This window comes from Streptomyces sp. 3330, assembly GCF_031456635.1.
GTDB lineage: Bacteria > Actinomycetota > Actinomycetes > Streptomycetales > Streptomycetaceae > Streptomyces.
Genome location: NZ_JAVDVA010000005.1, coordinates 50,698 through 70,793, shown reverse-complemented (window position 1 = coordinate 70,793; position 20,096 = coordinate 50,698). Strand labels below are relative to the sequence as shown.

General features: G+C 69.6%; 24 protein-coding genes. 10 read left to right on the top strand and 14 right to left on the bottom strand.

Annotated features, from left to right (window positions below; genetic code table 11):
- Positions 1-20: 20 nt before the first annotated feature.
- The 4 genes from rplW to rpsJ are packed head-to-tail and all read right to left on the bottom strand — an operon-like array spanning position 21 to position 2,075.
- Entirely contained in the window at positions 21-440 is a 420-nt protein-coding gene (rplW, locus tag J2X68_RS10470; RefSeq protein ID WP_020132634.1) for a 50S ribosomal protein L23, read from the bottom strand.
- Complete coding sequence (gene rplD, locus J2X68_RS10465; RefSeq protein ID WP_057602879.1) at positions 440-1,096, bottom strand: 50S ribosomal protein L4; 657 nt, start codon at positions 1,094-1,096, stop codon at positions 440-442. The genes rplW and rplD overlap by 1 nt, the downstream gene beginning before the upstream one ends.
- A gap of 7 nt (positions 1,097-1,103) precedes the next feature.
- The gene (gene rplC / locus J2X68_RS10460) at positions 1,104-1,748 is read right to left on the bottom strand and encodes a 50S ribosomal protein L3 (RefSeq protein WP_020132636.1); all 645 of its coding nucleotides are present in this window, start codon (positions 1,746-1,748) and stop codon (positions 1,104-1,106) included.
- Positions 1,749-1,766: 18 nt separating this feature from the next.
- The gene (gene rpsJ, locus J2X68_RS10455) at positions 1,767-2,075 is read right to left on the bottom strand and encodes a 30S ribosomal protein S10 (RefSeq protein ID WP_003948644.1); all 309 of its coding nucleotides are present in this window, start codon (positions 2,073-2,075) and stop codon (positions 1,767-1,769) included.
- Positions 2,076-2,608: 533 nt separating this feature from the next.
- Here rpsJ and J2X68_RS10450 point away from each other — a divergent pair.
- Both J2X68_RS10450 and J2X68_RS10445 read left to right on the top strand, forming a co-directional pair.
- On the top strand, positions 2,609-3,214 hold the full coding sequence (locus J2X68_RS10450) for an RNA polymerase sigma factor (protein ID WP_310432198.1): 606 nt from the start codon (positions 2,609-2,611) through the stop codon (positions 3,212-3,214).
- Positions 3,207-4,223, top strand: coding sequence for a hypothetical protein (locus J2X68_RS10445; RefSeq protein WP_310432197.1), 1,017 nt, complete (start codon positions 3,207-3,209; stop codon positions 4,221-4,223). Before J2X68_RS10450 ends, J2X68_RS10445 begins: the two co-directional genes overlap by 8 nt.
- A gap of 106 nt (positions 4,224-4,329) precedes the next feature.
- On the opposite strand, the gene tuf is transcribed toward J2X68_RS10445, so the two are convergent.
- The 5 genes from tuf to J2X68_RS10420 form a co-directional block, all read right to left on the bottom strand.
- A complete protein-coding gene (tuf, locus tag J2X68_RS10440) occupies positions 4,330-5,523 on the bottom strand; it encodes an elongation factor Tu (protein WP_057602878.1) in 1,194 nt (397 codons plus the stop codon).
- A gap of 155 nt (positions 5,524-5,678) precedes the next feature.
- Entirely contained in the window at positions 5,679-7,805 is a 2,127-nt protein-coding gene (gene fusA / locus J2X68_RS10435; RefSeq protein ID WP_310432196.1) for an elongation factor G, read from the bottom strand.
- Positions 7,806-7,844: 39 nt separating this feature from the next.
- On the bottom strand, positions 7,845-8,315 hold the full coding sequence (gene rpsG / locus J2X68_RS10430) for a 30S ribosomal protein S7 (protein WP_020132641.1): 471 nt from the start codon (positions 8,313-8,315) through the stop codon (positions 7,845-7,847).
- A 3-nt stretch (positions 8,316-8,318) separates the two neighbouring features.
- Entirely contained in the window at positions 8,319-8,690 is a 372-nt protein-coding gene (rpsL, locus tag J2X68_RS10425) for a 30S ribosomal protein S12 (protein WP_003948652.1), read from the bottom strand.
- Between the two features lie 257 nt (positions 8,691-8,947).
- On the bottom strand, positions 8,948-10,045 hold the full coding sequence (locus J2X68_RS10420; RefSeq protein ID WP_310432195.1) for a glycosyltransferase family 2 protein: 1,098 nt from the start codon (positions 10,043-10,045) through the stop codon (positions 8,948-8,950).
- 140 nt (positions 10,046-10,185) lie between these two features.
- Here J2X68_RS10420 and J2X68_RS10415 point away from each other — a divergent pair, with 140 nt between their 5' ends.
- Complete coding sequence (locus tag J2X68_RS10415; RefSeq protein WP_310432194.1) at positions 10,186-11,463, top strand: hypothetical protein; 1,278 nt, start codon at positions 10,186-10,188, stop codon at positions 11,461-11,463.
- Between the two features lie 147 nt (positions 11,464-11,610).
- Here J2X68_RS10415 and J2X68_RS10410 read toward each other — a convergent pair whose 3' ends face one another.
- The 3 genes from J2X68_RS10410 to J2X68_RS10400 are packed head-to-tail and all read right to left on the bottom strand — an operon-like array spanning position 11,611 to position 12,870.
- A complete protein-coding gene (locus J2X68_RS10410) occupies positions 11,611-11,898 on the bottom strand; it encodes a hypothetical protein (RefSeq protein ID WP_310432480.1) in 288 nt (95 codons plus the stop codon).
- Positions 11,895-12,560: a hypothetical protein gene (locus tag J2X68_RS10405; protein ID WP_310432193.1), complete on the bottom strand. Its 666-nt coding sequence runs from the start codon at positions 12,558-12,560 to the stop codon at positions 11,895-11,897. The genes J2X68_RS10410 and J2X68_RS10405 overlap by 4 nt, the downstream gene beginning before the upstream one ends.
- The gene (locus tag J2X68_RS10400) at positions 12,553-12,870 is read right to left on the bottom strand and encodes a WhiB family transcriptional regulator (RefSeq protein WP_310432192.1); all 318 of its coding nucleotides are present in this window, start codon (positions 12,868-12,870) and stop codon (positions 12,553-12,555) included. The genes J2X68_RS10405 and J2X68_RS10400 overlap by 8 nt, the downstream gene beginning before the upstream one ends.
- A gap of 222 nt (positions 12,871-13,092) precedes the next feature.
- Here J2X68_RS10400 and J2X68_RS10395 point away from each other — a divergent pair, with 222 nt between their 5' ends.
- From J2X68_RS10395 to J2X68_RS40280, 5 genes are all read left to right on the top strand, one after another.
- Complete coding sequence (locus tag J2X68_RS10395) at positions 13,093-13,584, top strand: helix-turn-helix transcriptional regulator (RefSeq protein ID WP_310432191.1); 492 nt, start codon at positions 13,093-13,095, stop codon at positions 13,582-13,584.
- 682 nt (positions 13,585-14,266) lie between these two features.
- Complete coding sequence (locus J2X68_RS10390; RefSeq protein WP_307164906.1) at positions 14,267-14,680, top strand: hypothetical protein; 414 nt, start codon at positions 14,267-14,269, stop codon at positions 14,678-14,680.
- Between the two features lie 298 nt (positions 14,681-14,978).
- Entirely contained in the window at positions 14,979-15,581 is a 603-nt protein-coding gene (locus J2X68_RS10385; RefSeq protein WP_020132649.1) for a hypothetical protein, read from the top strand.
- Positions 15,582-15,753: 172 nt separating this feature from the next.
- Positions 15,754-16,044, top strand: coding sequence for a hypothetical protein (locus J2X68_RS10380; RefSeq protein ID WP_054238774.1), 291 nt, complete (start codon positions 15,754-15,756; stop codon positions 16,042-16,044).
- Between the two features lie 116 nt (positions 16,045-16,160).
- Entirely contained in the window at positions 16,161-16,556 is a 396-nt protein-coding gene (locus J2X68_RS40280) for a hypothetical protein (RefSeq protein ID WP_399039650.1), read from the top strand.
- A gap of 216 nt (positions 16,557-16,772) precedes the next feature.
- On the opposite strand, the gene J2X68_RS10370 is transcribed toward J2X68_RS40280, so the two are convergent.
- Positions 16,773-18,065, bottom strand: coding sequence for a hypothetical protein (locus J2X68_RS10370; RefSeq protein ID WP_310432190.1), 1,293 nt, complete (start codon positions 18,063-18,065; stop codon positions 16,773-16,775).
- A gap of 317 nt (positions 18,066-18,382) precedes the next feature.
- Here J2X68_RS10370 and J2X68_RS10365 point away from each other — a divergent pair, with 317 nt between their 5' ends.
- Positions 18,383-18,592 (top strand): hypothetical protein, encoded by a 210-nt coding sequence (locus J2X68_RS10365; protein WP_171398917.1) that lies wholly within the window; start codon positions 18,383-18,385, stop codon positions 18,590-18,592.
- 102 nt (positions 18,593-18,694) lie between these two features.
- On the opposite strand, the gene J2X68_RS10360 is transcribed toward J2X68_RS10365, so the two are convergent.
- Complete coding sequence (locus J2X68_RS10360) at positions 18,695-19,372, bottom strand: hypothetical protein (protein ID WP_310432189.1); 678 nt, start codon at positions 19,370-19,372, stop codon at positions 18,695-18,697.
- A 28-nt stretch (positions 19,373-19,400) separates the two neighbouring features.
- Between J2X68_RS10360 and J2X68_RS10355 the strand changes: the two genes are divergently transcribed.
- A complete protein-coding gene (locus J2X68_RS10355) occupies positions 19,401-20,096 on the top strand; it encodes a hypothetical protein (protein ID WP_310432188.1) in 696 nt (231 codons plus the stop codon).

The window sequence follows — 20,096 nt, the reverse complement described above, 5'->3', positions numbered from 1 at the left end:
TCGGACGATCCGGACCGCCCTCAGGCGGTCGGACCGCCGAAGATGTCGATACGGTCGCCCTCGGCAAGGGTCACGATCGCGCGCTTCGTGCCGGCACGCTGACCGAAACCGGTCTTCGTGCGCTTGCGCTTGCCGATGCGGTTGATCGTGTTGACGCCGGTGACCTTGACCGAGAAGACCGCCTGGACGGCCTGCTTGATCTGGGTCTTGTTGGCGTTCGGGGCGACGATGAACGTGTACTTGTTCTCGTCGAGGAGCGCGTAGCTCTTCTCCGACACGACCGGCTTCAGCAGCACGTCACGAAGGTCCGTGAACGCCTTGCTGGGCGCGGTGACGACGGTGTTCTTGCCTTCGGTGGCGTGGCGCTTCGCCTTGGCGACGCGCGCAGCCTTGGCGACCTTGGCCGCCTTGGAGGCGATGCTCGGGTGACGCGTAGCCATCAGGCGTCACTCCCTTCGGTGTCGTTGGCCTTCGGGCCGGCGACGAAGGACTCGAGAGCGGCCTGGGTGAAGACCACGTCGTCCGAGACGATCACGTCGTACGTGTTCAGCTGGCCCGGCTCCAGGATGTGCACCTGGGGCAGGTTGCGGGCGGACAGCCACGCGGCCTCGTCGGCGCGGTCGACGACCAGGAGCAGGTTCTTGCGCTCCGAGATCTTGCCGAACAGCGTGCGAGCGGCCTTCGTGGAGGGAGCCTCGCCCTCGATCACGCCGGTGACGACGTGAATGCGGTTGTGGCGGGCCCGGTCGGTGAGGGCGTGACGCAGAGCGGCAGCCTTCATCTTCTTCGGGGTCCGCTGCGAGTAGTCACGCGGCTGCGGGCCGTGGACGACGCCACCGCCGGCGAACTGCGGCGCGCGGGTCGAGCCCTGGCGCGCACGGCCGGTGCCCTTCTGACGGTAAGGCTTCTTACCGCCACCGCGAACCTCGCCGCGGGTCTTGGTCTTGTGCGTGCCCTGACGGGCAGCCGCGTTCTGCGCGACGACGACCTGGTGGATCAGCGGGATGCTGACCTTCTCCACGCCGAAGATCTCCGCGGGGAGCTCGACGCTACCGGTCTTCTCGCCTGCAGGCGAAAGGATGTCAACAGTGCTCATCGGTACCTCAGGCCCCCTTGGCCGCAGTGCGGACCAGGACGAGGCCGCCGTTCGGACCGGGGACAGCGCCCTTGATGAGCAGCAGACCCTTCTCCGCGTCAACGGCGTGGACGGTCAGGTTCTGGGTGGTGACACGCTCGTTGCCCATGCGACCCGCCATGCGGAGGCCCTTGAACACGCGGCCCGGGGTGGCACAGCCACCGATGGAACCGGGCGAGCGGTGCTTGCGCTGGGTGCCGTGTCCGGCGCCGAGGCCCTTGAAGTTGTGACGCTTCATGACACCGGCGAAGCCCTTGCCCTTGCTCTTGCCGGTCACGTCGACCTTCACGCCGGCCTCGAACACCTCAGCGGTGATCTCCTGGCCGAGCGTGTACTCGGAGGCGTCCGCGGTGCGGATCTCGACGAGGTGACGACGGGGAGTGACGTCGGCCTTGGCGAAGTGACCCTTGAGGGGCTTGTTCACCTTGCGCGGGTCGATCTCGCCGAAGGCGATCTGGACGGACTCGTAGCCGTCGCTGTCGTTCGTACGGACCTGGGTCACGACGTTGGGGCTGGCCTTGACGACGGTGACCGGAACAACGCGGTTGTTCTCGTCCCACACCTGCGTCATGCCGAGCTTCTCGCCCAGGATGCCCTTGATCTGCTTAGCCATTCTTCAGATCACCGGCCCCTAAAGCTTGATCTCGATGTCGACACCGGCCGGGAGGTCGAGTCGCATCAGAGAGTCAACGGTCTTGGGAGTCGGGTCGAGAATGTCGATCAGGCGCTTGTGCGTGCGCATCTCGAAGTGCTCGCGCGAGTCCTTGTACTTGTGCGGCGACTTGATGACGCAGTACACGTTCTTCTCAGTGGGCAGCGGCACCGGGCCCGCGACCGACGCACCAGTGCGGGTCACCGTCTCGACGATCTTCTTCGCCGAGGAGTCGATGACCTCGTGGTCGTAGGCCTTGAGCCGGATGCGGATCTTCTGTCCCGCCATGGCTACTCAGTAGTCCTGTCTCTTCTAACGCTCTGGAACCAGATGGTCCGTTTACTTCGTTTCTCCGACCCACGCGGTCGGGTGTGTCGCGCTCCCGCCGACACAGATGCCCCTTGTTCGAACATCCCTGCTGGGAAAGCACGGCCCTTCCGGAACCGCAAGCCGGGGACGAAAGGTCCACCGGGTGCCTGGTCGGCGCTCCATTGACGCTTCCCGAAAGATTCCCGTACGTCCGCCCCAGCGCTGCCAAGAGGCAGTTAGGGCGACGAGTACTGTGGGACTCGCTTTCGGTCCTCCCGGCGGGAGGCGCGCAACATCAACACTCGACCGAGCAACTCCGACAGTCTGCCATATGGGGCACTCCCTTAGCCAATCAAGCCGGAGACAATACCCCGGACGTGACGTAGGTCAAACGCCGACCGGGCCGACCAGGGCCCTTTGCGCCCCGGGACGTGAGGCCGGTCACCGTGAACCCGTTCGAGGGCTGCGGGTAACAACCGGTGCATCCGACCGACGGCAGACACGGAGACCGCGTGAACAGCCCCCCTGGCGGACATGACGAGGACGCCGCCGTCATCGCCGACTCACTGGCCCGGCCCGAGGCGTTCGGGGAGATCTACCACCGGCACGCGGCGGTGATCCACCGGTACGCGGCCCGCCGACTGGGCGAGAACGCGGCCGAGGACATCACCGCGGAGACCTTCCTGGCCGCGTTCCGCGCGCGCGGGCGCTACGACATGTCCCGCGCCAAGGCCCGGCCCTGGCTGTACGGGATCGCCGCGAACCTGATCGGCAAGCACCGCCGTACCGAGGTGCGGGCGCTCAGGGCCATGGCCCGCACGGGCCACGACCCCGTGGCCGACTCCTGGACCGACCGCAGCGACAGCCGGGTGGCCGCCCAGGCCGCCCAGGGCCGCCTGGCCGGCGCGCTGGCCGGTCTCTCGCGCGGCGACCGGGACGTCCTGCTGCTGGTCGCCTGGGGGGACCTCGGCTATCAGGAGGTCGCCGAGGCGCTGTCCATCCCGGTGGGCACCGTGCGTTCCCGCCTCAACCGGGCCCGCAGAAAGGTCCGCCGCGCACTCGGTGACGTGGACCCCACGTTCGTACCCGACGCCCCGGAGGTGATCGGCCATGGCTGAGCCGGCGATGGACGAGATGACAGCGGTCCGGCGGCTGCGCGCCGACGCCCCTGTGCCCGACCACGCCCGGCTCGCCCCGGCCCGCCGACGGCTGCTGGACGAGATCGAGGGACGACCCCGGCGCGGGTACGGCGGCTGGCGGCTCAGGGCGCTCGGCGCGGTCGCCGCGGTGGTCGCGGCGGCCCTGCTGTCCACACTGACGCTGTGGGGGGACCCCACGGCGCCCGCGGATCGGACCGCGCCCGCCCCGGCGCACCGGTGGGTCTACCAGGAGATCCGGTACGACAGCTGGCCGTGCCTGTGGAACTTCGCCGCGCTGGGGTACGGCGGGGCCGGCGCGTTCTACCTGACGTCCGGACCACAGCCGTGCGCCGAGCAGCCCGCCCGCCGGACGGACGACGAGAGGTGGATGCGTGACGACGGCTCGAGGCAGGCCGTCGTCGACGACGCCGCGAGCGGTGCGAAGGGTGTGCACGAGTGGACGCCCCCCGACGAGACGTTCCTCTCGCCCCGGGCCGCCGACGCTCTGGTGGCCGACCTCCCCGAGGACCCCGCCGCCGCGCTGCGGCTGATCCGGGAGCGGTCCGTCTCCGACCGCGGCACCGACCGGGACAGGCTCACGCAGGCCCAGCGCGATTTCGACGCGGTGGTCGAGGTCCTCTCGGGAGCCACGACCGTCCCCTCCGGCAAGGCCCGTACGATCCACCGCATCATCACCGGTCTCGCCGGAGCCACCGAGCCCGTCGACACGACCGACGGCAAGGGACGGAAGGTCCTGGCGATCGGCATCGACGGCAACTTCCGCGACTACGCGTGGGAGCGCAACAGCATGCAGGTGCTGCTCGACCCGGAGACCTTCACCTACCGCGGTGTCCGCTGGGTGGCGGGCATGGACTACTACGTGGGCGGCAAGGCTTCGGGCGGCCCGTTCGTGCCCAGGGGCACCACGGTCGGCATGGCCACCCGTCTCACCACCGTCGTCGTCGACCAGGCCGGCGACCGGGACTGAGCCCGGGGCGACGCCGGCACGCGAAAGGGCCCGTACGACCGGAGTCGTACGGGCCCTCTCAGGTGCTTCAGCTCAGGCTGGAGCTACCAGGTCGATCGGCCAAGAACTACTTGGTGATCTTGGTGACCTGGCCGGCGCCCACCGTGCGACCACCCTCACGGATGGCGAACTTCAGGCCCTCTTCCATGGCGATGGGCTGGATGAGCTCCACCTTCATCTCGGTGTTGTCACCCGGCATCACCATCTCGGTGCCCTCGGGGAGGGTCACCACGCCGGTCACGTCCGTGGTACGGAAGTAGAACTGCGGACGGTAGTTGTTGAAGAACGGCGTGTGGCGGCCACCCTCGTCCTTGGACAGGATGTAGGCCTGGGCCTCGAAGTCGGTGTGCGGCGTGACCGAACCCGGCTTGATGATGACCTGGCCGCGCTCGACGTCCTCGCGCTTGATGCCACGGAGGAGCAGACCGACGTTCTCACCGGCCTGGCCCTCGTCGAGCAGCTTGCGGAACATCTCGATACCGGTGACCGTGGTGGTGGTCTTCTCGGTCTTGATACCGATGATGTCGACGGTCTCGTTGACCTTCAGGATGCCACGCTCGATACGGCCGGTGACGACCGTGCCGCGACCGGTGATCGTGAAGACGTCCTCGATCGGCATGAGGAACGGCTTGTCGACGTCGCGCTCCGGCTCCGGGATCGACTCGTCGACGGCCTGCATGAGGTCGAGAACCGACTGACCCCACTCCGCGTCGCCCTCGAGGGCCTTGAGCGCGGAGACCTTGACGACCGGCAGGTCGTCGCCCGGGAACTCGTACTCGGAGAGGAGCTCACGCACCTCGAGCTCGACGAGCTCCAGGATCTCCTCGTCGTCCACCATGTCGGCCTTGTTCAGGGCGACGACGATGTACGGAACGCCGACCTGACGGGCCAGGAGCACGTGCTCCTTGGTCTGCGGCATCGGGCCGTCGGTGGCGGCGACCACGAGGATCGCGCCGTCCATCTGCGCGGCACCGGTGATCATGTTCTTGATGTAGTCCGCGTGACCCGGGCAGTCGACGTGCGCGTAGTGACGCGTCTCCGTCTGGTACTCGACGTGCGCGATGGAGATGGTGATACCGCGCTGACGCTCCTCAGGAGCCTTGTCGATCTGGTCGAAGGCCGAGGCCTCGTTCAGGTCCGGGTACTTGTCGTGCAGCACCTTGGTAATGGCGGCCGTGAGGGTCGTCTTACCGTGGTCGATGTGACCGATGGTGCCGATGTTGACGTGCGGCTTAGTCCGCTCGAACTTCGCCTTCGCCACGGGGGTCCTCCTGGGAGTGGTTCTGGAACGCCTTGCTTCATCGGCGCCAGGTGATCTTTGCTGGAAAGCCCGGGTCCAGGGGGCAAACATCCAGGGATGCGGCTGTTTGCCCCCGAGGCTCCGGAGTCAAGCCTACGGCGTGTAAACCGAGTGTGTTACTCGCCCTTGGCCTTCGCGATGATCTCCTCGGCGACGTTCCGGGGAACCTCGGCGTAGGAGTCGAACTGCATCGAGTAGCTTGCGCGACCCGACGTCTTGCTGCGGAGGTCGCCGACGTAGCCGAACATCTCCGACAGGGGCACCAGGCCCTTGACGACGCGGGCACCGGCCCGCTCCTCCATGGCCTGGATCTGGCCACGGCGGGAGTTGATGTCGCCGATGACCTCGCCCATGTAGTCCTCGGGCGTGGTGACCTCGACGGCCATCATCGGCTCGAGCAGCACGGGGCTGGCCTTGCGCGCGGCCTCCTTGAAGGCCTGCGAACCGGCGATCTTGAACGCGAGCTCGGAGGAGTCCACCTCGTGGTAGCCACCGTCGAGCAGGATGACGCGCACGCCGGTCATCTCGTAACCGGCGAGGATGCCGAACTGCATGGCCTCCTGCGCACCGGCGTCGACCGAAGGGATGTACTCCTTCGGGATGCGACCACCGGTCACCTTGTTCACGAACTCGTACGAGGCGTCGCCGCCCTCGATCGGCTCGATCGCGATCTGCACCTTCGCGAACTGGCCGGTACCGCCAGTCTGCTTCTTGTGCGTGTAGTCGACCCGGTCGACCGCCTTGCGGATGGTCTCGCGGTAGGCGACCTGCGGCTTGCCGACGTTGGCCTCGACCTTGAACTCACGGCGCATACGGTCGACCAGCACCTCGAGGTGCAGCTCGCCCATGCCACCGATGATGGTCTGGCCGGTCTCCTCGTCCGAGTGGACCTGGAACGACGGGTCCTCTTCGGCGAGGCGCTGGATCGCGATGCCCAGCTTCTCCTGGTCGCCCTTCGACTTGGGCTCGATGGCGACCTGGATGACCGGAGCCGGGAAGTCCATGGACTCCAGGATCACGGGCTGCTTGTCGTCGCACAGCGTCTCGCCGGTCGTGGTCTGCTTCAGACCCATGACGGCGACGATGTCGCCGGCGCCGACCGCCGCGATCTCCTCACGCTTGTTCGCGTGCATGCGGTAGATCTTGCCGATGCGCTCCTTCTTGCCCTTGACGGAGTTCAGCACGGCAGTGCCGGACTCCAGGCGGCCCGAGTAGACCCGGACGAAGGTGAGCTTGCCGAGGTGCGGGTCGCTCATGATCTTGAACGCCAGCGCCGACAGCGGCTCGTCGTCGGACGGCTTGCGCTTGACGATCTCCTCCGGGTCCTTCACGTCGTGGCCCTCGATGGCCTCGACGTCCAGGGGGGAGGGGAGGTAGCGCACGACCGCGTCGAGCAGGGGCTGGACGCCCTTGTTCTTGAACGCGGTGCCACAGAACACCGGGGTGACCGTGGTGTCGTTGGACTTGCCGGACGCGATGGTGATGCGACGGATCGCGGCGTACAGCTGCTCCACGGACGGCTCCTGGCCCTCCAGGTACAGCTCCATGATCTCGTCGTCGTTCTCGGCGACGGTCTCGACGAGCTTGCCGCGGTACTCCTCGGCAGCCTCGGTGTGGGTGGCCGGGATGTCGACGACGTCGTACATCTCGCCCTTCTCCGCCTCGGCGGACCACACGAAGGCCTTCATCGTGACCAGGTCGACGACGCCCTTGAAGTCGGCCTCGGCACCGATCGGCAGCTGCATGACGATCGGCTGCGCGCCGAGGCGGCTGCTGATCATGTCGACACAGCGGTGGAACTCGGCACCGGTCCGGTCGAGCTTGTTGACGAAGCAGATACGCGGGACGCCGTAGCGGTCCGCCTGACGCCACACGGTCTCGGACTGGGGCTCGACACCCGCGACGCCGTCGAACACCGTCACGGCACCGTCGAGCACCCGGAGGGAACGCTCCACCTCGACGGTGAAGTCGACGTGGCCCGGGGTGTCGATGATGTTGATGGTGTGGTCGACGTCGGCAAGCGGCCAGTGACAGGTGGTGGCAGCAGAGGTGATCGTGATGCCACGCTCCTGCTCCTGCTCCATCCAGTCCATCGTGGCGGCGCCGTCGTGGACCTCACCGATCTTGTAGGAAACGCCGGTGTAGAACAGGATCCGCTCGGTGGTGGTCGTCTTGCCCGCGTCGATGTGGGCCATGATCCCGATGTTGCGGACCTTGGCCAGGTCAAGTGAAGTGGTAGCCATAAGGCTTCAGTCTTCTCTCGGTCTCGATGTGGGTAGCGACTACCAGCGGTAGTGCGCGAAGGCCTTGTTGGACTCGGCCATCTTGTGGGTGTCCTCGCGCTTCTTCACAGCGGCGCCGAGGCCGTTGGACGCGTCGAGAAGCTCGTTGAGGAGGCGCTCGGTCATGGTCTTCTCGCGACGGGCGCGGGAGTAACCGACGAGCCAGCGCAGCGCCAGGGTGCTCGCGCGACCCGGCTTGACCTCGATCGGGACCTGGTAGGTCGCGCCACCGACACGGCGGGACTTGACCTCGATGGTCGGCTTGATGTTCTCGAGAGCGCGCTTCAGCGTGATGACCGGGTCGTTGCCGGTCTTCTCGCGCAGGCCCTCCATGGCGCCGTAGACGATGCGCTCGGCGGTGGAGCGCTTGCCGTTCAGCAGCACCTTGTTGATGAGCGACGTGACAAGAGGAGAACCGTAGACCGGGTCGATGATGACCGGGCGCTTCGGGGCAGGGCCCTTACGAGGCATTTCTTACTTCTCCTTCTTGGCGCCGTAGCGGCTGCGGGCCTGCTTACGGTTCTTGACACCCTGGGTGTCGAGCGAACCGCGGATGATCTTGTAGCGAACACCGGGCAGGTCCTTCACACGGCCACCACGCACGAGCACGATGGAGTGCTCCTGCAGGTTGTGTCCCTCACCCGGAATGTAAGCAGTGACCTCGATGCCGCTGGTCAGACGCACACGCGCGACCTTACGCAGGGCCGAGTTCGGCTTCTTCGGGGTGGTCGTGAACACACGCGTGCAGACGCCGCGACGCTGGGGCGAACCCTCGAGTGCGGGCGTCTTGTTCTTCTCGACCTTGTCCTGCCGGCCCTTCCGGACCAGCTGCTGGATCGTAGGCACTACTTCTCCGGTTTCTGTGTGCCGAATGGTGAAGCTAACCTGGAACTTCGCCGACCCACGCGGTCGGGTGTGTCGAATCCGGCGGACTTCCGCCGCGAGGCGGGAAGAGGCGCAGATCACGGTGGCCGCTAGCTAGGCCCCGTGTGCGGTTGAAGACACGCACGAGGGCCAGGGCACACCCCAGGCACAAGGTCTGAGCGTACCTAGCGCATTCACTCCGGTCAAAACAGAAGCCCCGCTCCCGACACGCCGGAGGTTCACGAGCGCCGCCCCAGCCCCTGTGGTAGCGGCGCCGCCGGGTCCGCGGAACCCCCCGGGGGCGGCGCCGGGGACGGCACGACCGGGTCCCCGGCGGGGAACGGCCGCCGCGCCGCGTCCGCCGCCGTCCCCGCAGCCGCGCCGGCCGCCGTGTCGTGACCGATGAAGTACGTCGGACGGTTCTGGACGGCCGTGTAGATACGGCCGACGTACTCGCCGAGCAGACCCACGCAGACCAGCTGGACCGCGCCGATGAACAGCACGCCGATGAAGAGGGACGTCCAGCCGGGGACGGTGTGCTGGAAGGCGTGGGCGCTCAGGGTGTAGATCATCAGGACCAGGCAGACCAGGAACGCGAAGGCGCCCAGCCAGGTGGCGATGCGCAGGGGCGCCGCCGAGAAGCCCGTGACGCTGTCGACGGCCAGCCGGATCATCCGGCCGAGGGGGTACTTGCTCTGGCCCGCCGGTCGCGGGGCGCGCTCGTAGCGGACCTCGCCGCTGGGGAAGCCCAGCCAGGGCACGAGGAGGCGGTAGACCCGCTGCTGGTCCGGCAGGGCCTTCAGGGCGTCCACCGCGGCCCGGCTCAGCAGCCGGAAGTCCCCGGCCTGGGCCGGCACCGACGGACCGGCGAGCCGGCGGACCAGCCGGTAGTACAGGCCCGCCGTCCACCGCTTGAAGCCGGTGTCGCTGGCCCGGTCGGCGCGGATGCCGTAGACGATGTCGAGGCTCTCTGCGCGGGCCAGCTCCAGCATCTCGGGAATCTTCTCGGGCGGGTCCTGGAGGTCGGCGTCGATGCTGACGACGTACGCGCCGTGCGCCCGGTCCAGGCCCGCGGTGAGGGCGGCCTGGTGGCCGGAGTTGCGGCGCAGGCCGATGACCCGCAGTTCCGGCCAGCCGAGCCGGAAGGCGGCCAGCAGCTCGGCCGTGCGGTCGGTGCTGCCGTCGTCGACCGCGACGACCTCGTAGCCGACGCCGAGGTCCGCGAGGACCGGGCGCAGCCGGCTGACCAGCGCGGGAAGAACCTCTTCCTCGTTGTACATGGGTATGACGACCGACAAGACGGTCGCCGCGGCCGTGGTCTCCGGCACCTCGGTCATCCGTCCTCCCCCAACCTGTGGCGCACATGTGCGACTCTGTTGCGATCTTATGACCGCACTCTTATGACCACACTTCACGATCATCCGGACAACCGTGCCGCCCCTGGTGTCCGGCGATCGGCCGAGGGGGGACCCCAGCCATGAGCACGGCTTCCAGCGACACGGCGACGGGCTCCGCCGTGCCCGACGGGCCCGAGGAGCGCTCGCGGAAACCGCGCCGCCTCACCCTGCCGGACGGTGTACGACCGTACCTCGCCCCGCTGGTCCTCTACGGCGTCACGAAGCTCGTGGGCCTCACCGTCTTCGCCTGGCTCCTGGAGTCGGCCGACGAATACCAGAAGAAGAACCCCCGCTTCGGCGGCGGCGCCCACTGGTGGGACGTCCTCGCCACCTGGGACGGCTGGTGGTACCTCCAGGTCGCCGAGAAGGGGTACGACCCCCGCCCCCTGGAGCAGCTCGCGCCGGGCGGGCTGTTCACCGTCAAGCAGAACTCGGTCGCCTTCTTCCCGCTCTACCCGGGCCTGATCAGAGGCGTCTCCGAGATCACCGGGCTGGGGCTGTACGGCTCCGGGATCCTGGTCTCGGTGCTCGCCTCCTTCGTCGCGGCCGCCGGCATCTACGCCGTGGTCTCGACGCTCGCCGGGGTGCGGGCGGGCACGATCGCGGCGGGGCTGTGGGCGGTGGCGCCCGGCGCGGGCGTGGAGTGGGCGCTCTACTCGGAGTCCGTCTTCGTCGCCATCGCCTCCTGGTGCTGCTACTGCGTGATGAAGCGGCGGTGGGTCGCGGCCGGGCTGCTCGCCTTCGTGGCCGGGCTCAACCGGCCGACCTCCGCCGCGCTCATCGGCGCGGTCGGACTGGCCGCGATCGTCACCCTGGCCCGGCGGGAGAGCAGGCGCGAACACGGGATCTCGGGGCCCCTGTACGCCATGTTCGCCGCGCCGCTCGGCCTGCTCACCTACGTCACCTGGGTCGGCCTCAGCATGGGCGACCTCACCGCGTACTTCACGCTCCAGCGCGAGGGATGGGCGCACTACTTCGACTTCGGCTCCTACACCCTCCACGTGCTGGGCAACACGGCCGTGGGTCGCCACGACTACCTGTTCGCGTTCTCGGTCCCCGACCTCCTCGGCGTGCAGCTGGTGCTGGCGCTGCCCTTCCTGATCGCGCTGATGCTCCGCAAGAGGCCGCCGCTGGTGCTGGTCGCCTACACCCTGGCGAGCGTGATCACCGTGCTGGGCACCCAGCAGATGTTCGGCAACACGGGCCGGTATCTGCTGCCGGTCTTCCCGCTGCTGCTGGCCCCGGCGGCGGCACTGAGCCGGCTGAAGTGGCCGAGCCTGGCGGTGTTCTTCGGGACGGCGGCCATCGCGTCGGGGTGGTACGCGCACTACGTGATCTTCGAGTTGGGCATTCCGTAGGCCCGGGGCGGTGATCCGGGGCGGTGATCCGGGGCGGCGCGTCGGGGCGGCGGCTCGGTGGTCCGGGCGGCTCGGGTCGGTGTTCCGGGGCGATGATGCGGGGCGGCAGGTCGGGTCGGTGATCAGGGGCGGCGGACGGGCCGGAGGTCACCGGGCCCGGCGGGTGGCGCGTTCGGCGGCGAACACGTCCTCCAGACGGAAGAGCTGGGCCCGTCCCGCCTTGCCGGCCGGCTCCAGATGACCGAGCTGGACCCACTTGCGAATGGTGGCGGGTGCCACACCGACCTCCTGGGCCGCGAGCGGGCCGGGAATCAGGGTCGGCCGCTCGGCGGTGCGTCGGTCGGGGGTCCGCCGGTCGCCCGCGGAGCGTCGGTCGGCGGAGGGGCGTCGGTCGGAGGTCCGTCGGTCGGCGTCGGGCCGCTCGGGGCTGGTCATGCGCGCGCCCACTCCCTCTCGTCCCAGGTGTGCCGGTAGGCCGGGTCGTCGTGGCAGCCGCAGTCCGGTTCCGGGCAGCGGCAGGCCGGATTGACGCACAGGACGGCCGCCCGGTCGGGGAACGCCCGCAGGGAGACGGACTCGCACCAGGGGCAGCGGCCGGCGACCCGGACGACGGTCTCGGTGTCGCCCAGCGCGCGGGCGCAGCGGCGGGCCATCCGGCGGGTCTCGTCGCGCACGTGCGCGGCCAGGACGGTGTCGGCGGCCACGCGGTCGAGGAGGGACGCGATCCGGCGCAGCCGCTCGGGCACGGAGGCCCGGCGCGGGCGGGGCAGACCGAGCCGGTCGCGTACCGCCTCCTCCAGTTCGAGCACGCCGTCGGTGATGTCGCGGATGGCGTCGGAGACGTGCAGGCGGAGCGTGGCCGCACCGTGGCCGGGCGCCACGAGGCCGTGCCGCTGCTGAAGCAGCAACTGCTCCTCGCGCTCCTCGCGCAGACGGTCGCCGAGATCGGTGGGGGGCGGCGTCGCGGTGGCCGGGCGGTGGGCGGCGCCGGTGCGGCCGGGGACCAGTTCCGTGGACAGCTCGGGGAACTGCTGGAGAAGGGTGCCGATCCAGAGGGCGGCCTGGGCGGTGGGACGGTCCTCGCAGGATTCAGCCACGGGTGCCTCCCTGGGCGCGGGGGCGGGTGAGGCCGACGGCCGGGGCCGACGCGATGAGCTGCGCGGGCACGGGGACCGGGTGCCCGGAGCGCCAGAGGCGGCCGCCGCAGACGCCGTCGAACCAGTTGTCGGCCGGGGCCACCGCGTCTTCGCAGGCCCGCCGCACGCGGCAGCCGGCGCAGGCCCGGAGCGCGGGGGCGGCGACCTTGGCCTTCTTGGAGAAGACGACCCGTGGGGAGAGTCCGGCACAGGCGGCCGCGGACTGCCAACCGGGGGCTGACGGGCAGGAACTCGTTTCGGGCATGGACATGGGACCCCCCTGGGTTCGTGAACGAGCCGTACTCGGTGAACGCCCCCAAGACTTACAGATTGCGTGCGCGCCCGCAACGAGATTCGGCCGCACCCAGGCCTGCCCCTCCCCCGAATCTCCACGAACAGCACGAATTTTCCTCAGTGCTTGCTCGAGAGCACGTAATTCCGCGCGCGCAAGCAAGCTAAACTCTTGCCCACCCCCGAAGGAAGAGAGAAAGACATGACCAACCAGGGCTTGGACGCATTCGCCGCGTGGGTCGAAGACCTCATGCGCGAGCGCGGCTACGACATCGACAGTCCTCGCGGCGGCGGCAAGTCGAGGATCGCGGACGAGGCCGGGGTGCATCGCGCTGCGGTCACCCGCCTGCTCCAGCGGCAGAGCATGCCGGACCTGGAGACGACGCGCAGGCTCGCCCGCGTGCTCGGCGTGCCGGTCCGCGACATGCTCATCCGCTCCGGCCGGCTGACCGCGGAGGAACTGGCCGACCCGCACGACTACCTGGCCTCGCCCGCGCCCGGCGCGGATATCGGCCGTCGCCCCACGCTGGAGGAGGTCGCCGACCTGCTGGGCGTGCCCGCCGACCGGCGGGAGATGTTCGTCAGGGTGGTGGAGCAGTTCCTGCCGAGCGAGACCGAGTCCGAGGTGACGCGGGCGGGCGAGGACCGGCGGGTCCTGGTGGAGACGGCCGCGGCCGCGCCCACCGCCGACTGACCGCACCGGAACCGCCGGTCGCGCGTGTCGGGCCGGCGCCGATCGAAGGGCACCCGTGGGCCGACGGGAGCTCCGATCGACGAGTCGCCCCTCCCCGTCGAACCGCGAGAGCCCCCAGGGCCGCGCCCCGCTCGACGAGTCACCTCCCCGTTCCCGTGGGCCGAGAACTCCGGTCGACGGGCCACGCCCTTCCTGGAGCCGAGGGCTTCTGACGCCCCGAAGATCCCGAAGGGCCCGGTGGACGAGTCACCCCGCCCGTCACCCCGCCCCGCGGGCCGAGCGCTCCGATCGACGGGCCACCCTCTCCTGGGGCCGGGGCGAGGAACCCCGAGAGCCCCGAAAGCCCCGAAAGCCCCGAGAGCTCTGATGCCACGAGGGCTCCGGTCGCCGAGCCACCCCTCCTTCCCGCAGGCCGAGAGCTCGACCGACGAGCCCTCTCCCTCTCCCTGACCTGCGCTCCCGCCCCTCCCGTACCTCCTTTCACATCTCCCTCGCTGTTTTAGTTGCGTGCGCGCACGCTCGTCTGTCACAGTTGGTGCAGCGGCGGAGCTGTGACCGCGAGCCCCGAGCGGGCCGCACCCGCCGCCGTACGCCGGGCCGAGGCGCCGCGCGCCTCCCCTTCCCCGCCCCCGCGCGGCGCCCGCCCGGCGACTTCCCCTTCTTCACGGCGAGGTGACCCGGCATGACCACACCCACCCCACCGAGCGCCTTCCCGGACGTCGAGGCCCTGGTCGTCGACATCCTGGAGGCCGACTCGGCGCTCTCCACGGCGCTCGTCGCCGTCGAACCGCCCGCGAACTTCGACGGCACGACCGCCGCCGTCCTCGTCAACCGGCGCGGCGGCGCGTGGATCGGCGAGCTGCACGTCGACCAGCCGCTGATCGAGCTGGAGGTGTACGGCCCGACCAAGCAGGCCGCGCACGTCCTGGCCAACTCCGCCCGCCGCGCGCTGCTGGCCGCGGCCGGCAACCGGTACGGCACGAACCTCGTCACCGAGGTGGAGGAGCAGGACGGCCCGCGCTGGCTGCCCGACTACCTCTACTCCGCGGCCAACCGCTACGTCGGCGTGCTCAAGGTGTTCCTGGACGTCCACTGAGCCGAGACAGCCGTAGCCGTAGCCGTCCGTGGAGACGTCCGCGGACACGTCCGAGGTGGACGTCCGCAGAGACATCCGTCGAGACATCTGCGGCGAAGTCTGCGGAGGCGTCCGCCGCGACCTCTGCCGACGAACCCCGCGCGGGCGGTTCCCGCTGCGCGCCCCACCGACCGAAGGCCCCGCCGTCCGCACGGCGGGGCCTTCGCCGTACCCGGAGCGCTTGTCCACCGGGCGACGGCACCCAGCACCACCGCTCCACTCCACACCCCGTCACACCCCTTCCTAAGGAGACCCACCCATGGCAGGAACCAACTCCTCCGAGATCCGCATCGCAGGCGTCGGCCGGCTCTACGTCGCCGCCGCCGACACCAAGGTTCCGACGACCTTCTCCACCGACCCGTCCACCGACTGGGCCACCGGTTGGAAGAACCTCGGCTTCACCTCCGGTGAGGGCGTCACCTTCAGCAAGAAGGACAAGCTGGAGCCGGTCGACGTGTGGCAGGCCGTGAGCCCGGTGCACTTCGTGTACTCGGACCGCGACCTGACCCTGAAGTTCTCGCTGATGCAGTTCAACGAGGACACGCTGCCGTTCTTCATGGGCGGCGGCGCGGTCGAGGCGGTCACCGGCTCGACCGGCGTCTACAAGTACGAGATCGCCGACCGCCCGTACGCCGACGTGCGCGCCCTCGGCCTGGAGTTCACGGACGTCCGCGCCTCCGACGGCGCCACGGTGACCTACCGCTTCGGTGTCCCGCGCGGCCAGGTCACGGCGGCTGACGACATCAAGCTGGCCCGCAAGTCGGCGGCGCAGCTCGGCATCACCTACACGGCGATGGCCGCCGCCGACGGCTCGGCGCTGGCCAGCTTCGTGATGAAGGACGCCGCGTACGCCGCGTCCTGACCCACCGGGTCGGGGCGGGCGCCGACGCCGGCCGCCCGCCCCCACCCGGGCCCCGCAACACCCCTCTCCCCCGCAGAACCCACTCTTCTGCGGACCTCTCCCTGCCGCACACCTCTCTCTTCCGCAGACCCAAGGATCCGAGGATCCACGGACCCAAGGAGCACCCATCGCCATGGCCCGTTTCGACGTCAACGCCGCCCGCGCCCAGCGTCTCGAAGCCCTCGGCCGCACCTGGTCGTTCGAGCTGGACGACGAGAGCTTCACCCTGCCCACGGAGCTGACCCGCGCCACCGCGAAGGCGCTGCGCGAGCTCGACGACAACGACGTGGACGGGCTGCTCGGGCTGCTCATGGGCGAGCAGCAGTTCGCCCGCTTCGAGCGGCACGAGGTCACCATGCAGGACATCGCGGCGATCCTGGAGGCATACGGCAAGGAGACCGGGCTCGGCCTGGGGGAAGGCTGAGCCTCGTCGGGTTCGTCGACGAACACGCCGAGGCCCTCGAAGCGGACCTGCTCCGCTATTACGGGATCGATCTGCTCGACTGGCACCGCGAGCACCTCTCCGCGCGGCGGCTCGCGGTGCTCATCAAGCAGTTGCCGCGCGACAGCGCGCTGAACCGGGAACTGCACGGCGAGGCCGCCGAGTGGTCGGTGACCGATCATCTGCTGGCCGCCGCCGTGGACCATCTGGCGGCCGCCAACTGGATGTTCGCCTGCGTCAACTCGGAGGAGGGAGACCAGCCGGACGCCCCGGCGCCGGTACCGCGTCCGGCGCACCAGGCCGAGAACGGCGCCCACGACGACGGCGACACGTACCCGGAGGACGAACGGGACCACGGGTACGAGGACTCGGGCGAACGGTCCGGGGACAACGGGCGGTCGGCTCCGGAATCGGTCCGCTCGCCGGACGGATCACGGGGCCCCGGGCCGGACGAGGCGCCGTCGGCGTTCCAACTGGCCCGCTTCTTCGGCTGATCCGCGCCACTCGTCGATCCGGCGCCACCCGGCCGACCCGCTGCACTCGGCCGACGCACTCCACCCGGCCGATCCACCGGGTGGTCCGCCGGACCGCCGGCAGGCCGGACACCACGGCGTGCACCAGACCGGACGGATCGGCCGGACGGATCGGCCGGGCTGCACAACCGGACGGCGCGGCCGGACGAAGGTGGCGGTGATGCCCGTCGGCTCCGCTCAGTGGGAGCCCGGCGGGCCGTTCCGTTCGTCCCGGCGCCGGCCGCCGGCCCGGCCCTCCAGTTCGTCCGCGAGGGCCCGGGCCTTGTCCGAGAGCAACCGGGGTTTGGGCTCGTCGCGGCCGCCCCGCGGATCGTCCGGCTCGACCGGTTCATCCGGTTCTGCGGGTTCGACCTGGACGACCGGCGCGACCGGCGCGACCGGTTCCGACCGCTCGACGTCGTCAGTCGGCTCGAACCGCGCCGACCGCTCGGTCTGCTGAGGCCTTTCGGTCCGCTCGGGCCGCCCGGGCTTCTCCGTCCGCTCGGGCCGCCCGGGCTTCTCCGTCCGCTCGGGCCGCTCCTGCGGGGGACGTTCCGCGGTCCCGGTGCCGTCCGGTCGGCGTGCCCGCTCCCGTCCGGTGGCCCCGATCTCGCCGGGCAGGGCCAGCGGCGGCACGCTGGGCCGGCCGTTGCGCCGGACCACCGGCCGCCGGTCGGACGACGTGACGCGCTTCCCCCGCACCTCACGGGCGGAGAGCAGGATGTCCCCCTCGGCGCCGGAACCTGGCTCGGGCCCACCGGCGCCTCCGGCCCCGCCGCCGTGCCGGTCCCCGTCGTGCGGGCCCCCGGCCCGGCTGCTGCTCGGGCTCGTCGGGCCGGCCGGGCCCGTCGTCCGGACAACGTTGGCCACGGCCGGGTCACCGTGCTCCCCGTGGGTTCCGTCCGGCGCGCCGAGCGGCCTGCTCCGGTCGCCGTAGGGGGCCTTTTCGGCCACGTCGGACTGCTCTGCCGGGGCGGGCGTCGGCACCGGGGTCCCGTCCGCCACGGACCGTTCCCGATCGCCGCGCTCCTCGACGCGCGTCCACGCCCCCGGCGGACGCAGCAGCTCGACGTAGGGAAGCTGAATGACCTCGCCGCCCCGCTCGTGCTCGTCCTCACGCTCGTACTCGCGCTCCCCCTCGGCACGTCGGGCCCGGCGGGGGCGGCGTCCGGTGCGGGCGTCCTCCTGGCCCTGGAGGTAGGCGGCGGTGATCCGCTCTTCGTAGGCGCGGCGGATCGCGGGCAGCTGTTCGTCGACCACGTCGGCCCAGCCCGCGCTGTACGCGGCCAGTTCCCGCCGGTCGAGTTCGCCGCGGGGAAGGACCACCAGGTCCTCCGGCGCATGGCCGAGCCGGAGGACCAGCTCCGAGACGCGGGCGATGAGATGCGGCAGATCGGAGGCCTGTTCGAGCCAGTCGATCACCTGCTCGCGCCGCACGTCGCTCGCGTCCCCGTCCACCCCGTAGGCCTTGCTCTCGTCCCCTGGCCCCATCGCGCCCCCGCGCGAGGACGGCTGTCCGTCGCCGTCCACCGTCGTCTGGCGGTCACTCAGTTCCCTTGCGGAGCGCCGCTGTTCACCTTTTCGAATCCGACGGGAGAACGGCCGGATCTTACTCCACGAACCTGAGCCGCCCTTCGGGCGCACCCCGGTATCACCGCAGGTCCCGACGGCTGAGCGACGTACGGTCCTCGCCAAAGCCGGAACGGCCCCACCGGATTACTCGTACACTAGTTCGAACACGCGTCTCGAACGCCCCAGAGACGCCACCTGTACCACAGCCCAGCGGACAGACCGGAAAGCAGGCCGACATGGTGACTGGCACGAGCAACTCCCCGAAGCAGCCGATCGACACCTACACCCGCCTCGCCCACCTCCTGCACACCACGCCCCCGGACCGCGAGGCCCTGCTCGACCGGGTGTACGAAGAGCTGCTCGCCCGGGAGTCCCGCGCCTACGCCGCCGGCTGGTCGGACGCCCTGACGGAGGCGCGGCGGGCGCGGGGCGGGCGCCGCCCGTAGCCCGCGCGGCCCCGCCCGAAGCTCGCGCCGCCCCGCCCGCCCCGCCCATGGACCGCGACACCCCCGCCCGCGCGGTCCCGCCCGAGGCGTCCGCCCGCACGGTCAGCCGTTCTTGGCCCAGCGCGAGAATCCCCGAAGGATGGCCCGCTTGCTCCACAGCCGGCCGATGTGGAAATTGAGCTGGGGCAGCACCTTGCCCTGATGTATCCCCTGCCTGGTCCAGAACGAGTAGTGGATGTCATCGGCATCCCCGAAAAGCTGCCAGAACGTGGCGTCGTCGTCGTACCGGCCGATGAATCGCGCCATCTCCTCGGCCTGGGTCATCCGGTCGAGCCAGAAGAGCACGAGGGTCGTGCCCTCGTGCCCGGCGTTCCATTCACCGATCGCCCGTACCGCAGGCAACGGCCGGCCGTACCAGGGTGCGTCGCCGACGCCAAGGCGCTCCTCCACCTTGCTGGCGGGGGCGGCGTCCTCGAAGAGCCCCCGGTCCATGTTCGGCCTGACCGCCCAGTCGCCGATCCATTCGGACAGCGATCCCCGCTCGAGCCGCGTATGGATCACCTCGGTGCCGGCATCTCCGTAATTCGAATCCGTCAATTCCTCCGGCTCTTTCGACTCACCGTAGAGGAAGACATCCACACCTCGCCCCGGATGGAATCCTTCGGCGATCCGAACGGCCCGTTCCGCAAACCAGGCGATCGAGCCTTTCCTTTTCGGCTCGAAATACCAATTCCAACTGGTGGGGACGGCGAGGACAACACGCACATCGTCAGAAGGCATGCGGGAACGCTAGCACAGGAGGGCAACCATGGGACGAGATCTCAAAAAAATCGACGAGGATCTCAAAAACCTTGAGGACAACACCACCACCAGTATCGCCGGGATAAACACCAAACTCGGCGTGCACGCCACGGACATCGCCGGGATAAACACCAAACTCGGCACCCACACCACGGATATCACCAAGCTCCAGCAGTCCTACAAAGGGCTCCGCACCACCCATAGCGGAATCTCCACATCCCTCTCGTGGATGAGCAACTCCATCGCCGCGCACACCAACGGCCTCACCGGCCTGGCGGCCAGCCTCACCCTGCTGACCGTCGGACTCTCGATCTTCAAGATCGACGAGAAGGGGATCACGTTCCTCGGCGCGACCCGGGAATTCCCCTGGAAGAAACACATCGACGAGCTGCAGAAATGGAGGTTGATGGAATCACGGGCACAGAAGGAGAGCCGCGAGAAGAAGGAAAGGCGCGAAAAGGTCGTAGACGACAACTTCCAGCACATCGAAAGACTCAAAGAGACCGAGCAGACGGTCGAGAAACTGAAGCAGCGACTCTTGGTTGTGCGCGACGCCGCAGACGCGGAACGCCGACGGCTGGAGGCAGATCCCAGGATGCGGACCGAACGGGGAATCGACCACTCGCTTCCCCTGGTCCGCGGTGTCGCCAGCGAGGTGACCGTTCTGCGCAGGGCTCTTCGCGAACTCACCGCAGCACTCTAA